The following is a 13,389-nucleotide window of genomic DNA, read 5'->3' on the forward strand; positions in this document are numbered from 1 at the left end:
CGCGCCCGGAGGCGGTCCCACGCATCCCACCGATCCGTCCGCCTCGCTCAGGAGTTCCGTCATGCCCAGCGAGTACTTCCTTCCCGACCCCGAGGGGCTCAGCCCCGACGCCCGGGGCTACTTCGGCCCCTTCGGCGGCAAGTTCATCCCGGAGGCGCTGGTCGCCGCCGTGGACGAGGTCGCCGTCGAGTACGACAAGGCCAAGTCCGACCCGGCCTTCGCCGCCGAACTGGACGGCCTGCTCGTCCACTACACCGGCCGCCCCAGCCCCCTCACCGAGGTGCGCCGCTTCGCCGAGCACGCCGGGGGAGCCCGGGTCTTCCTCAAGCGCGAGGACCTCAACCACACCGGCTCCCACAAGATCAACAACGTGCTGGGCCAGGCGCTGCTGACCCGCCGCATGGGCAAGACCCGCGTCATCGCCGAGACCGGCGCCGGCCAGCACGGCGTGGCCACCGCCACGGCCTGCGCCCTCTTCGGACTGGACTGCACCATCTACATGGGCGAGATCGACACCGAGCGCCAGGCGCTCAACGTCGCCCGGATGCGGATGCTCGGCGCCGAGGTGGTCGCCGTGAAGTCCGGCAGCCGCACCCTCAAGGACGCCATCAACGAGGCGTTCCGCGACTGGGTCGCCAACGTCGACTCCACCCACTACCTCTTCGGCACCGTCGCCGGGCCGCACCCCTTCCCCGCCATGGTCCGCGACTTCCACCGGGTCATCGGCGTCGAGGCCCGCCGCCAGGTCCTGGAGCGCGCCGGGCGGCTGCCCGACGCCGCGGTGGCCTGCGTCGGCGGAGGCTCCAACGCCATCGGCCTCTTCCACGCCTTCCTGCCCGACACCGGCGTCCGCCTCATCGGCTGCGAGCCCGCCGGGCACGGCGTGGAGACCGGCGAGCACGCCGCCACCCTCACCGCCGGCGAGCCCGGCATCCTGCACGGCTCCCGCTCCTACGTCCTCCAGGACGAGGAGGGCCAGATCACCGAGCCCTACTCGATCTCCGCCGGGCTCGACTACCCGGGCATCGGCCCCGAGCACGCCCACCTCAAGGACACCGGACGCGGCGAGTACCGGGCCGTCACCGACGCCGCCGCCATGGAGGCGCTGCGGCTGCTGTCGCGCACCGAGGGCATCATCCCGGCCATCGAGAGCGCCCACGCCCTCGCCGGCGCCCTCGACGTGGGCCGGGAACTCGGCCCCGAGGGCGTGATCGTCGTCAACCTCTCCGGACGCGGGGACAAGGACATGGACACCGCCGCCCGCTACTTCGGGCTGTACGACGTGGACGCCGAGGTCGCGGCCGACGAGGAGGGCACCAAGTGAGCGGGAACATCCAGCTGCTGGACGACACCCTGGCCCGGACCCGCGAGGAGGGCCGCGCCGCCCTCATCGCCTACCTCCCGGCCGGGTTCCCCACCGTCGAGGGCTCCATCGAGGCGATCAAGGCCGTCCTCGACGCGGGCGCCGACGTCGTCGAGGTCGGGCTGCCGCACAGCGACCCGGTCCTGGACGGGCCGGTCATCCAGACCGCCGACGACATCGCCCTGCGCGGCGGCCTGAAGATCGCGGACGTGCTCCGCACCGTCCGCGAGGCCCACCAGGCCACCGGCAAGCCCGTCCTCGTCATGACGTACTGGAACCCGGTCGACCGCTACGGCGTCGACCGGTTCGCCCAGGAGCTGGCGGACGCCGGCGGGGCCGGGTGCATCCTGCCCGACCTGCCGGTGCAGGAGGCGGACCTGTGGCGGGAGCACGCGGCCAAGCACGGGCTCGCCACCGTCTTCGTCGTCGCCCCCAGCAGCCGCGACGCCCGGCTCGCGGAGATCACCGCGGCCGGCTCCGGCTTCGTCTACGCCGCCTCCCTGATGGGCGTCACCGGCACCCGCGACTCCGTCGGCGAGCAGGCCCGCGCCCTGGTGGAGCGGACCCGGGCCGCCGGGAAGCTGCCGGTCTGCGTCGGCATCGGCGTCTCCACCGCGGCCCAGGCCGCCGAGGTCGCCGACTTCGCCGACGGCGTCATCGTCGGCTCCGCCTTCGTCAAGCGGATGCTGGACGCCCCTGACGCCGCCGCCGGCGTCGAGGCGGTCCGCGCGCTCGCCGCCGAGCTGGCCGAGGGCGTCCGCCGCACCGGCTGAACCGGTGGCCGGGCGTTCGTACGCCCGGCGCGCCCCTCACCCTTATGGGTGGACCTCGACCCGGACAGGCGCATACGCGCCGGTCCGGGTCGTTTGTCCGGGCGTGAGTGAGACGAACCGTGAGGGAAAGCGTGCCGCCCGCGAGCGGCTGAAGGCCGAGCGCGCCAAGGAGGAGGCGCGGACCAAGCGCCGCCGGGGCCTGGTGGTCGGCGGTGCCGTGGTGGGGGTGCTCGCCCTGGCCGCCGCCGTCGGCGTCATCGCGGCCAACTCGGGCGAGACCGAGAAGCAGGCCGGCCCGGTCGTCGCCCCCAAGGGCGCCGCCGGCGAGGACGGCCTCGCCGTCCCCGTCGGCGACGCCTCCGCCAAGTCCACCCTGGTCATCTGGGAGGACTTCCGCTGCCCGGCCTGCGCCAACTTCGAGAACGCCTACCGCTCGACCATCCACGAGCTGACCGAGAAGGGCCTGCTGAAGGTCGAGTACCACCTCGCCACCCTCATCGACGGCAACATGCGCGGCGAGGGCTCGCAGCGCGCCGCCAACGCCGCCGTCTGCGCCCAGGACGCCGGGAAGTTCCCCGAGTACCACGACGTCCTCTTCGCCAACCAGCCGCTGGAGACCGAGGACGACTTCGCCAGCACCGACCGGCTCCTGGAGCTGGCGGGCAAGGTCGACGGACTGGTCACCCCGGAGTTCCGCTCCTGCGTCGAGGACGGCGCGCACGACGCCTGGGTCGCCGAGTCCCACAAGGCGTTCCAGAAGGGCAACTTCCCCGGCACCCCGACCGTGCTGCTCAACGGCAAGAGCGTCTTCGGCGACCAGAAGGACCCGCTGACCCCCGCCAAGCTCAAGCAGCTCGTCGAGGAGAAGGCCGGGGCCTGACCCGGGACCGGCACGTGTGTCCCCCGGCGCCACACGGGGGACGCGCCGGTCCCGTTATGGAGCCGTTGCCCGGCCGGGGACCCCGTCCCCGCGCCGGGCACGGTAGCGTCGGGTCTTGCCATGGACCTTGCCTATATCCCCAGCCCCTCGCACGGTGTGCTCTACCTGGGCCCCGTACCGTTGCGCGGCTACGCGTTCTGCATCATCATCGGCGTCTTCGTGGCCGTCTGGTACGGCAACCGGAGGTGGGTCGCCCGCGGCGGCCGCTCCGGCACCGTCGCCGACATCGCCGTGTGGGCGGTGCCCTTCGGCCTCGTCGGCGGACGCCTCTACCACGTCGTCACCGACTACCAGCTGTACTTCGGTGAGGGCCGCGACTGGGTGGACGCCTTCAAGATCTGGGAGGGCGGCCTCGGCATCTGGGGCGCCATCGCGCTCGGCGCCGTCGGCGCCTGGATCGGCTGCCGCCGCCGCGGCATCCCGCTCCCGGCCTACGCCGACGCCCTCGCCCCCGGCATCGCCCTCGCCCAGGCCATCGGCCGCTGGGGCAACTGGTTCAACCAGGAGCTCTACGGCCGCGCCACCGACCTGCCCTGGGCGGTGAAGATCACCAGCGTCGACGGCGGCCGGGTCCCCGGCACCTACCACCCGACCTTCCTCTACGAGTCGCTGTGGTGCATCGGCGTCGCCCTCCTGGTCATCTGGGCCGACCGCCGCTTCAAGCTCGGCCACGGCCGTGCCTTCGCCCTGTACGTCGCCGCCTACTGCGCCGGGCGCGCCTGGATCGAGTACATGCGCGTCGACGAGGCCCACCACATCCTCGGCCTGCGGCTCAACGTCTGGACGGCGATCATCGTCTTCGTCCTGGCCGTCGCCTACCTCGTGGTCTCCGCCCGGCTGCGCCCCGGCCGCGAGGAGATCGTCGAGCCGGCCGCCGCCGAGGACGACGGGATCACCGGCTCCGGCGACCAGGACGCCGACTCCGCCGGCACCGAGTCCGCCGACACCGCCGGGGCGGGCGCGGGCAGCGGCAAGGGCCTCCGCAAGAGCCCGGGGAAGACCGGCAAGGACTGACCCGGACCGACCTGCCGAAGGCCGCCGCCTCCCCCGCCGGGGAAGCGGCGGCCTTCGCCGTCGCAGGGGCTCGCCCGGCTCAGCCCCGGCGCGCCCCCAGCGCCAGCGTGCGCCGGGCCGCCGCGACCACCGCCGCGTCCACGAACCGGCCGTCGGGGAGGGCCTGCGCCCCCGCCTCGGCGGCGGCCGCCGCGACGATCTCCTCGGCCGCCGCGACCTCGGCCGGCAGCGGCAGGTACGCCCGCTCGATGACCGGCAGCTGCCGCGGATGGATCGCCGCCCGCCCCAGGAAACCCAGCGCCCGCCCCCGCGCGCAGGAGGCCGCGAGTCCCGCCTCGTCCCGGACGTCCGGGTGGACCGACTGCACCGGCGCGTCCAGCCCCGCCGCCCGGCACGCCACCACCACCCGGCCGCGCGCCCAGTCCAGCCCCGCCTCCTCCCGCATCCCGAGGTCGGCCCGCAGATCGGCCTCGCCCAGCGCCAGCCCGCGCACCGCCGGATGGGCCCGGGCCACGGCGTAGGCCTGCTCGACGCCGAGCGCCGACTCCAGCAGCGCCCACAGCGGCGGCACCCGGTGACCGGCGCCCGACCCGTCGGCCTCCCGGGGCAGCGCCGCCAGCTCCGCGTACGCCACCACGTCCTGCGGCGAGGCGACCTTCGGCAGCCGGAGCCCGCCCAGCCCCGGCAGCCCGGCCAGCGCCCGTACGTCCGCCTGGCCCCAGGCGCCGGCCAGCGGGTTGACGCGGACGTGGACCGGCACCGGCTGCGGCGCCGAGAGCAGTTCGGCCGTGGCCCGGCGGGCGTACTCCTTGCGGCCGGGCGCGACGGCGTCCTCCAGGTCGACGAGGACCACGTCCGCGCCCGAGCGGAGCGCCTTCGCGACGGTGTCGGGCCGGTCCCCGGGGGCGTAGAGCCAGGTCAGCCAGGGTTCCGCCGGGCCGGTGCTCATACCGCCCCCGCCGCCCGCAGCGCCGCCACCTCGGCCGGGGCGTACCCGGCCTCGGCCAGCACCGCGTCGGTGTCGGCGCCGTGCGCCCGGCCGCTCCAGCGGATCGCACCGGGTGTGCCGGTCAGCCGGAACATCACGTTCTGCATCCGCAGCGGCCCCAGCTCCGGGTCGTCCACCTCGGCGAGGGTGCCCAGCGCCGCGTACTGCGGGTCGGTCATCACCTCCCGCACGTCCTGCACCGGCGCCACGGCCGCCTCCGCCTTGTCGAAGGCGGCCAGCACGTCGTCCCGGGTGTGCCGGGCGATCCACGAGCCGACCGCCTCGTCCAGCTCGTCGGCGTGCGCCGCCCGGCCCGCGCCGTCCGCGAACCACGGCTCGGCGCTCAGCTCGGGCCGCCCGACCAGCGCCATCACCCGCTCGGCCACCGACTGGGCCGAGGTGGAGACGGCCACCCAGGAGCCGTCGGCGGTGCGGTAGGTGTTGCGGGGCGCGTTGTTGACCGAGCGGTTGCCGGTCCGCGGCTGGACGTGGCCGAGCTGGTCGTACCAGAGGGGGTGCGGCCCGAGCGCGGTGAGGATCGGCTCGATCAGGGCGAGGTCCACCACCTGGCCCTCGCCGGTGCGGTCCCGCCCGGCGAGCGCCGCCATCACCGCGTAGGCGCAGGCGATGCCCGCGATCGAGTCGGCGAGACCGAACGGCGGCAGCGTCGGCGGCCCGTCCGCCTCCCCGGTGATCGCCGCGAAACCGCTCATCGCCTCCGCCAGCGTCCCGAACCCCGGCCGGTGCGCGTACGGCCCGAACTGGCCGAAGGCCGTCACCCGGGCCAGCACCAGCCGCGGGTTGGCCGCGCTCAGCTCCTCCCAGCCCAGCCCCCAGCGCTCCAGGGTGCCCGGCCGGAAGTTCTCCACCACCACGTCGGCACCGGCCACCAGCCGCAGCAGGGCCTCGCGGCCCCCGTCCGTCTTCAGGTCCAGCGTGAGGGTGCGCTTGTTGCGGCCGAGCAGCTTCCACCACAGGCCCTGGCCGTCCTTGGCCGGGCCGTGGCCGCGGGAGGGGTCGGGGCGGCGCGGATGCTCGACCTTCACCACGTCCGCGCCGAAGTCCCCGAGGAGGGTGGCGGCCAGCGGACCGGCGAAGAGCGTGGCCAGGTCCAGCACCCGCAGGCCGGTCAGCGGGCCGTGCGCCGTGCCCGCCGGCCGCTCCCCGCACCCCGGCGCCGCCGTCACGAGGCCACCGCCGGGCAGGCCGCGTCGATCTCGGAGCGGTACGGCAGCGAGGCGGCCGGGCCCGGCCGGGCCACCGACAGCGTGGCCGCCGCCGACGCCCACTCCAGCGCCCGTGCCGTGGGCCTCCCCTCGCAGAGCGCCACCGCGAGCGCGCCCGCGAAGGCGTCCCCGGCGCCCGTCCTCTCCACCGCCGCCGCCTGAGGCGCCGGGACCACCATCGGCTCCCCGCCGCGCGCCGCCCACAGACACCCCGCCGCCCCCAGCGTCACCACCGCCTCGGGGACCAGCTCCAGCAGCGCCCGCACCGACCGGTAGGGCTCGTGCCGTCCGGTCAGCGCCGCCGCTCCGTCCTCGTCCACCACCAACAGGCCGGTCGCCGCCAGCAGTTCGTCCGGCAGGGGGCCCGCCTGGGACGGTGCCAGCACGGTCCGCACCCCGCGTTCGCGGGCGGCCAGCGCCGCACTCGTCACCCCGGACATCGGCGTCCCGGACGAGAGGAGCAGCGCGTCCCCGGTGCCGATCAGCGCCACGTCGCCCGGGGTCGCCACGGTCAGCGCCGCGTTGGCGCCCGGCACCGCCACCACCGTGGGGGAGCCCGAGGCGTCCACGGTGACCTGCGCGGTACCGCTGGGACCCGGCACCGTCCGCAGCAGATCCACGTCGACGCCCTCCCGCACCAGCCCGGCCCGCAGCTGCTCCCCGTACGCGTCGGTGCCCACGGCCCCCGCCACCGAGACCACCGCTCCCGCGCGGACCGCCGCCACCGCCTGGCGTCCGCCGCTGCCGCCGGGCACGGCGTGGAACTCCCGCCCGGACACGGCCTGTCCGGGGCCGGGCGCCTGCTCCGCGTGGGTGACCAGTTCCCTCTGCACACTGCCGAACACCACGATGTGGGTCATACGGTCCTGGCCTCCTGGAGGGTGAGTGCCGCGAGGGTGTCGAAGCCGACGCCGTCGAATCCGGCGACGGCCGTGCTGAGCCGGTTCTTCAGGGGCGTGGTCCACCGCTCGCCCAGCGCGTCCGGGTGCCCGGCGAGCAGCCCGGCCACCGAACCGGCGGTGGCGCCGTTGGAGTCGGTGTCCCAGCCGCCGGAGACCGCCCGGGTCACCGCCCCGGCGAAGGCGCCGCCGGAATGGGTCAGCGCCGCCGCGACCAGCGCCGCGTTCGGCACCACGTGCACCCAGTGGTACGCCCCGTACTCCTCGTGCAGCCGGTCCACCACCACCTCGAAGTCGCGCTCCGCCGAGGCCAGTTCACGGCCGCGCCGGACCGCGCGGGCCAGCCGCGACTCCGGCGGGACCACGCCGAGCCCCGCGTCGAGGCAGCCGTGCACGTCGCTGCGGCCGCCCGCCGCCTCGGCGATCACCGCCGCCGCGAACATCGCCCCGTAGACGCCGTTGCCGGTGTGGGTGAGGACCGCGTCCCGGTGCGCCTGCTCGGCCGCGCCCGCCGGATCGCCCGGCCGGGTCCAGCCGTGCACGTCGGCCCGGATCTGCGCGCCGACCCACTCGCGGAACGGGTTGCGCCGCCGCGCGGTGTCGGGTGGCTCCACCCCGGACAGCAGGTTGCGGTACGCGACCCGCTCGGCGGTGAAGGTCCGCCCGGCGGGCAGTTCGTCCAGCCAGAGCCGCGCCAGGTCTCCGGTGGTGAACTCCCGCCCGTGGCGCCGGATCAGGACCAGGGCCAGCAGGGCGTGGTCCAGGTCGTCGTCGGGCGGCATCCCGTCGATGTTCTCGGCCAGCGAGGTGGCGGCGCTGCGCCGGTTCCACGGGTGGGCGCGGGCCAGTTCCGGCGGCAGCCCGCGCGCGGTGAAGTACCCGGCGAGCGGCCAGTTCCCGGTGGCCCGGGCCAGTGCCCGGATCGCGGACAGCTCCAGCTTCTCCACCGGCTTGCCGAGCAGGCACCCCGCCGCCCGCCCGAGCCACGCCGCGTGCAGCCGGTCGCCGAGGCCGGGTGCGACGCGCTCGGGGCCCCAGGCGCCGGGCCACAGCGGGCAGGCGGCGCGGATCGCGGGGAAGGCGGTCGGCTCGCGCGTCTCGGTCGAGCGGGGCAACGCGTCGAGCTGGTCGAGGAGTTCACCGGCGAGCGCCCGCAGCCTCGGCGAGGCCGGCACCGGGGAGGCGCCGCCCCGCTCGGGCACCTCGGGCCCGCCCGCCGCCACCCAGCGGGCCCGCGCCTCGGTGGTGTCGCGGCCCTCCTCGTCGCACTGGCGCAGCTCGTGCCCGATCAGGTCCTCCGGCTGCGTCCAGGTGACCCGCAGCGGCCCGCTCACGCCTCCGGCCCGCCGTCCGCGAGGCCCTCGCCGGCCAGCGCCGCGAACGCCTCCGCCTGCGCCCGGTTCCTGGCCTGGTCCCGGGCGAAGACCTCCCGCGCCACCTCGGCCAGGCGCGCCGCCGGGCCGTGCAGGTCGAGCCGGCTCGCCTCGGCGACCCGTTTGGCCCACTCCCCGGGCACCGCCGCCGCCCCGCCGAGGGCGCCCGCCACGGCGCCGCCCATGGTGGCGATCGAGTCGCAGTCCCGCCCGTAGTTGACCGAGCCCAGCACGGTGCGCCGGTAGTCGCCCTCCCCCACCACCAGCATGCCGAGCGCGACGGGCAGTTCCTCGATGGCGTGCAGCCGGGAGGGGCGCCGCGCGCCGAGCGAAGGGGCGCGGTAGTCGGGGCCGACCGTGTCGAAGGGGGCGACCGCCCGCCGCAGCGGCGCGAGCGCCGTCTCGAAGTCCCGGTGCGCGGCGGCCACCTCGCAGACCGCCTCGATCGCGGCCCGGGTGCCGTCCTTGGCCAGCGCCAGGCAGGTGTCGACCACCGAGGTGACGGTGGCGCCGGGCGCGCAGGCCGCCGCCACCGCCGCCGCGAAGACCCCGGCCGCCTCCCGCCCGTACGAGGACTGGTGCGGCGCCGCCACCTCCAGCGCCTCGGCGTACGCGGCCTCCGGGCGGGCGGCGTTGACCAGCCCGACCGGCGCCATGTACATCGCCGCCCCGCAGTTGACGATGTTGCCCGCGCCCGCCTCGCGCGGGTCGACGTGCCCGTAGTGCACCCGGGCCACCAGCCACTTCTCGGCGAGGAAGACCCGCTGGAGCGGCAGCGCCTCCGCCTCCAGCTCCGGAATCCACCGGGGTTCGCCGATCATCCGCGGCACCAGGTGCGCGGCGACGGCATACGCGTCGAGGTGGTCGCGGACCTCCTCGTAGACCTCGATCAGCAGACGGGTCATCAAGGTGTCGTCGGTGACGTGCCCGTCGCCCTTGTGGTATGGCGCGATGGGCCGGGCGGTGCGCCACTCCTCGTGCCAGGGGCCGACGATGCCGTGGACCCGGCCGCCGTACCGCTGGCTGATCTGCTCGGGCGTCCAGCCTTCGACGGGGCCGCCCAGCGCGTCGCCGACGGCCGCGCCGAGGAGGCTGCCCGTGATCCGGTCGTCCAGGGTCGATGTGAGCGTCATGCCCGAATCATCCCCCCGGGGTGCCCCCGTCCCCCGGCACGAGCCGCCCGGCGAGTTCCACCAGATCGGTGCCGGCCAGCCACGGCAGCGCGCACCCCGACAGCGTCCGGCACGCCTGCCGCCAGCTCTCCGGCACGGCCGCCGGGCCCGCGAGCGCCCCGGTCAGCGCGCCGGTCAGGGCGGGCGCCGAGTCGGCCACCCGGGAGAGGCAGGCCGCTGCCGGGACCGCCCCGGCGGGCGAGCCGCCGGCCGCCACCGCGAGGGCGAGCGCCACCGGCACCGTCTCGGCGGCGGCGATGCCGTAGCTGTAGACGTGGTCGACGATCCGGTGCTCCAGCAGCGGGACGAGGCCGAAGGCGCCACCGTCGTCCCGGGCCCGCTCGGCGAGGTGCAGGGCCTGGCGGGCGTTGCGGCCGATCTCGGTGGCGGCGGGCAGCTGGGCGAGGGCGAGCCGGACCGCTTCCCCGGGCCCGGCTCCGGCGAGGGCGCCCGCCAGTGCCGCCGCCATCGCCCGCGCGCCGTGCACCCCGTCGCCGTCCTGGGTGTAGCGGGCGTCGAGCTCCGCGAGGCCGGCGGCGGCCGCCGGATCACCCGGATGGGCCAGGGCGAGGACACAGGCCCGCACACAGGCGGCGTCGTCGAAGTAGTGCGGGTTGTCGTGGCCGGTGGCGGGCGGACCGAGCCCCGCCGCGAGGTTGCCGAGCCCGGCGCGGACCGAGATGCGGGCCCGCAGCGGCAGCACCGCCGACTCGACCTCGGGGGCGTCGGCGGACGCCTCGGCCACCTCTGCGGCGAGCCGGCGCCAGGCGGCGTCGACGGCGGCCCGCACCCCGCCGGGCGCCCCCCGCCCGGCCACCAGGGTCAGCGCGGTGAACGCGGCCCATTCGGCGTCGTCGGAGGGGCCGAGCCGGAGCGGTTCGGGCGGCTGGTTGAGGGCGATCGGCACCGGCAGGGTGGTGGTCGCGTTCTCCTCCGCGAAGGTGTCCAGCTCCCGGGTGAGCCGCCGGGTCCAGCGCGGCATCCGGGCCGCCCGGTGCCGGGCGGCGGGCCACCCCGCCGCGTCCCCGGCCGCCAGCCCCAGCAGCATCGCCTCGGCGCGGGCGGCCAGGTTCGGGGCGGCGGGGAGCGGGGACGCCGAGGCGACGGCGGTGGTCATCACGGGCTCCCCGGAGACGGGGGCGGGCCCCTCCAGCGGGCTCACCGGCGGGCTCCGGCGGCATCGAGGCCGGAGGCGGCGGCGGGGGCGGCGGGGACGGCCACGGCGCACTCCGGCGGCCCGCTCGCGCCGAGCCGTCGCAGCGCCAGGCCGGCCCGATCGGACGGGGTCTCCCCGGGCAGGTCGGGGCAGTACCCGGCGGGGGAGTGGCGGGCCGGTTCCTCCGGGTCCGGGGTGAGCAGGCCGGCGACGTCCAGGACGTGCAGGCCCGCCATGGAGGGCAGGCAGGAGCCGCGCACCGGACCGATGCGCGCCGCCCACTCGGCGGGTACCGCGCCCTCCCCGCCCAGCGCCCCGGCGAGGGCACCCGCGACGGCGGCGGTGGTGTCGGCGTCGCGGCCCATGTTGACGGCGGTCAGTACGGCGGCCGGGAAGACCCCGCGGGCGGCGGCCAGCGCCCCGAAGGCGAGGCCGACCGCCTCGGGGGCGAGGTCGGTCCACGGGTAGCCGCCGATGACGACCGCGGAGCGGACCGCCTTCTCGCCCCGGTCGGCCGCGGCCACCGCCCGCCTGAGCGAGCGGGCGGTCCAGGAGTCGGCGGGGATCACCGAGAGGGCGGCGGCGACCACCCCGTCGGTGTGCGCGCCGCCCATCGCCGCGGCGACCCCGGCGGCGACGGCCTGGCCGCCGTAGATGCCCTCCCCGTCGTGGCTGACGGTGCCGTCGACCGCGACCAGCCGGGCCGCCTCCTCGGGGCTCCCCGCCGCGAAGACGCCGAACGGGGCCGCGCGCATCGCCAGTCCGTCGCTCCAGGCGTGCCGGTGCTGAGCGGTGATCGGGGCGGTCAGGCCACGCCGCAGGTTCTCCAGCGTGCCGCGCTCGCTGAACCCGGCGCCCCGGAACGGGCCCTCGTCCAGGTCGGCGATCCACCGGTGCCAGGCCGCCTCCACCCGGGCGGTCGTCAGCCCCGACCCGTACCGGGCCAGCAGCAGCCCGGAGAAGATCGCGTACTCGGTGTCGTCGGTCCCGGCCGGGTGCTCGGCGACGTACCCGGTGATGCGGCCCCAGCGGCGGCGGATCTCGGAGGGCTTGAGGTTCTCGGCGGGGGCGCCCAGCGCGTCGCCGACGGCGAGGCCGAGCAGGGCGCCCCGGCCGCGTTCGCGCAGGGCGGCGGGGAGCGGGAGGGTCGGGCGGGTCGGTGCCATCGCGGGCCTCTCTCGGACGGGCCGCGCGGACTCGGGGAGCGGGCGCGCGCGGAACGCGGGCTTCGTGGCCTTCGGGCGATCTCTGCCACGCGGACGGTCCGGCTGCCGCGCCACAGGGCGTTTTGTCACTCCTTCGACACCCTCCCAGGGGTGCGTACGGCCGGTCACCGGCTGCTCGCCGAGCGTGCGAAAGCGCAGGTAAGTACGGCCTTCCTTGCTGGCAGCGGCCGGTTTTCGGGCGTACTTTCGCACCCGTGAGGGCCGGGTCGCGAACAGCGCGTCCGGCCGGCGAGAGAGGGGCTCACGGCAGTGGCGTTCATCGACAACGAGGCACCGCTCCACGGGGCGCACCGGGACAACCACACCCACCGCGACGTCAACGGCGGCTGGCTGCGTCCCGCGGTGTTCGGCGCGATGGACGGCCTGGTCTCGAACCTCGCGCTGATCACGGGGGTCGCGGGCGGCTCGGTGGCGCAGCAGACGATCGTGCTGACCGGCCTCGCGGGGCTCGCGGCGGGCGCCTTCTCGATGGCCGCGGGGGAGTACACCTCGGTCGCCTCCCAGCGGGAGCTGGTCGAGGCGGAGGTCGCGGTGGAACGCCGTGAGCTGCGCAAACACCCCCGCGACGAGGAGGCGGAACTGGCCGAGCTGTACGTCTCGCGCGGCGTCGAGCCGAAGCTCGCCCGGGAGGTGGCGCGGCAGCTGTCGGCCGACCCGGAGCAGGCGCTGGAGATACACGCCCGCGAGGAGCTGGGCGTCGACCCGGGCGACCTGCCCTCGCCGACGGTGGCCGCCGTCTCCTCGTTCGGGGCGTTCGCGGTCGGCGCCCTGCTGCCGGTCCTGCCCTACCTGCTGGGCGCGCACGCGCTGTGGCCGTCGGTGGCCCTCGCGCTGGCCGGGCTGTTCGGCTGCGGGGCGCTGGTGGCCCGGGTGACGGCGCGCAGCTGGTGGTTCAGCGGCTTGCGCCAGCTGGCCCTGGGGGCTGCCGCCGCCGGTGTGACGTACCTCCTTGGCGGCCTATTCGGCGCGAGCCTAGGATGATGGCTATACAGGGGGCCGCATAATATTTCGTTACTCGGCGGTTTCAATTGTTTGACGACGGGGCATGAGCCGTACGCGCCGCGGGCAACGAAGCCCCTCGCAGCCGGACCGAGGCGTCGTACCGCCGCGCAGGTCCCTCCCCGGACGCCCGCCCCCCCCGGCGTCCGCATGCTGGAACGTGTTATCCGTTTAACGAGATGCGCTTCATCATGTAACTTGCTGGAAATTTCGCAGAGGGCCAACGTCGTCCCTCGGCACCTTGCATATGCCACTGACGA

General features: G+C 76.2%; 12 protein-coding genes. 5 read left to right on the forward strand and 7 right to left on the reverse strand.

Annotated features, from left to right (window positions below; translation table 11 throughout):
- Positions 1–61: 61 nt before the first annotated feature.
- The 4 genes from trpB to lgt all read left to right on the forward strand — a co-directional run bounded on the left by trpB (position 62) and on the right by lgt (position 4,090).
- Positions 62–1,324 carry a tryptophan synthase subunit beta gene (gene trpB / locus OIM89_RS23975; RefSeq protein ID WP_003947536.1) on the forward strand — a complete coding sequence of 421 codons (1,263 nt, stop codon included), beginning with the start codon at positions 62–64 and terminating at the stop codon, positions 1,322–1,324.
- Positions 1,321–2,136: a tryptophan synthase subunit alpha gene (gene trpA / locus OIM89_RS23980; RefSeq protein ID WP_030698549.1), complete on the forward strand. Its 816-nt coding sequence runs from the start codon at positions 1,321–1,323 to the stop codon at positions 2,134–2,136. The genes trpB and trpA overlap by 4 nt, the downstream gene beginning before the upstream one ends.
- Positions 2,137–2,239: 103 nt before the next feature.
- Complete coding sequence (locus tag OIM89_RS23985; RefSeq protein ID WP_264491610.1) at positions 2,240–3,016, forward strand: DsbA family protein; 777 nt, start codon at positions 2,240–2,242, stop codon at positions 3,014–3,016.
- Between the two features lie 120 nt (positions 3,017–3,136).
- Positions 3,137–4,090 (forward strand): prolipoprotein diacylglyceryl transferase, encoded by a 954-nt coding sequence (gene lgt / locus OIM89_RS23990; protein WP_030698551.1) that lies wholly within the window; start codon positions 3,137–3,139, stop codon positions 4,088–4,090.
- 79 nt (positions 4,091–4,169) lie between these two features.
- Here lgt and OIM89_RS23995 read toward each other — a convergent pair whose 3' ends face one another.
- Genes OIM89_RS23995 through OIM89_RS24025 form a run of 7 tightly spaced genes read right to left on the reverse strand, consistent with a single transcriptional unit; the run spans position 4,170 to position 12,070 of the window.
- The gene (locus OIM89_RS23995) at positions 4,170–5,039 is read right to left on the reverse strand and encodes an HpcH/HpaI aldolase/citrate lyase family protein (RefSeq protein WP_030698552.1); all 870 of its coding nucleotides are present in this window, start codon (positions 5,037–5,039) and stop codon (positions 4,170–4,172) included.
- A complete protein-coding gene (locus OIM89_RS24000; RefSeq protein WP_238470534.1) occupies positions 5,036–6,265 on the reverse strand; it encodes a CaiB/BaiF CoA transferase family protein in 1,230 nt (409 codons plus the stop codon). Before OIM89_RS24000 ends, OIM89_RS23995 begins: the two co-directional genes overlap by 4 nt.
- A complete protein-coding gene (locus OIM89_RS24005; protein WP_175457210.1) occupies positions 6,262–7,164 on the reverse strand; it encodes a PfkB family carbohydrate kinase in 903 nt (300 codons plus the stop codon). Before OIM89_RS24005 ends, OIM89_RS24000 begins: the two co-directional genes overlap by 4 nt.
- Complete coding sequence (locus OIM89_RS24010; RefSeq protein WP_175457209.1) at positions 7,161–8,537, reverse strand: ADP-ribosylglycohydrolase family protein; 1,377 nt, start codon at positions 8,535–8,537, stop codon at positions 7,161–7,163. The genes OIM89_RS24005 and OIM89_RS24010 overlap by 4 nt, the downstream gene beginning before the upstream one ends.
- Positions 8,534–9,709: an ADP-ribosylglycohydrolase family protein gene (locus OIM89_RS24015; protein ID WP_264491611.1), complete on the reverse strand. Its 1,176-nt coding sequence runs from the start codon at positions 9,707–9,709 to the stop codon at positions 8,534–8,536. Before OIM89_RS24015 ends, OIM89_RS24010 begins: the two co-directional genes overlap by 4 nt.
- A gap of 7 nt (positions 9,710–9,716) precedes the next feature.
- Positions 9,717–10,910 (reverse strand): ADP-ribosylglycohydrolase family protein, encoded by a 1,194-nt coding sequence (locus OIM89_RS24020; RefSeq protein ID WP_413747421.1) that lies wholly within the window; start codon positions 10,908–10,910, stop codon positions 9,717–9,719.
- Complete coding sequence (locus OIM89_RS24025) at positions 10,907–12,070, reverse strand: ADP-ribosylglycohydrolase family protein (RefSeq protein WP_030698558.1); 1,164 nt, start codon at positions 12,068–12,070, stop codon at positions 10,907–10,909. Before OIM89_RS24025 ends, OIM89_RS24020 begins: the two co-directional genes overlap by 4 nt.
- A 309-nt stretch (positions 12,071–12,379) precedes the next feature.
- Here OIM89_RS24025 and OIM89_RS24030 point away from each other — a divergent pair, with 309 nt between their 5' ends.
- Complete coding sequence (locus tag OIM89_RS24030) at positions 12,380–13,111, forward strand: VIT1/CCC1 transporter family protein (RefSeq protein WP_030698559.1); 732 nt, start codon at positions 12,380–12,382, stop codon at positions 13,109–13,111.
- Positions 13,112–13,389: the final 278 nt, after the last annotated feature.

The organism is Streptomyces sp. BI87, from assembly GCF_025957665.1.
In the GTDB taxonomy this organism is placed as follows: domain Bacteria; phylum Actinomycetota; class Actinomycetes; order Streptomycetales; family Streptomycetaceae; genus Streptomyces; species Streptomyces albidoflavus.

Bases quoted from the DNA above. Each gene is read 5' to 3' on its own strand.
- trpB (WP_003947536.1), top strand. From the start codon at position 62: ATGCCCAGCGAGTACTTCCTTCCCGACCCCGAGGGGCTCAGCCCCGAC.
- lgt (WP_030698551.1), top strand. From the start codon at position 3,137: ATGGACCTTGCCTATATCCCCAGCCCCTCGCACGGTGTGCTCTACCTG.
- OIM89_RS23995 (WP_030698552.1), bottom strand. From the start codon at position 5,039: ATGAGCACCGGCCCGGCGGAACCCTGGCTGACCTGGCTCTACGCCCCC.
- OIM89_RS24005 (WP_175457210.1), bottom strand. From the start codon at position 7,164: ATGACCCACATCGTGGTGTTCGGCAGTGTGCAGAGGGAACTGGTCACC.
- OIM89_RS24015 (WP_264491611.1), bottom strand. From the start codon at position 9,709: ATGACGCTCACATCGACCCTGGACGACCGGATCACGGGCAGCCTCCTC.
- OIM89_RS24025 (WP_030698558.1), bottom strand. From the start codon at position 12,070: ATGGCACCGACCCGCCCGACCCTCCCGCTCCCCGCCGCCCTGCGCGAA.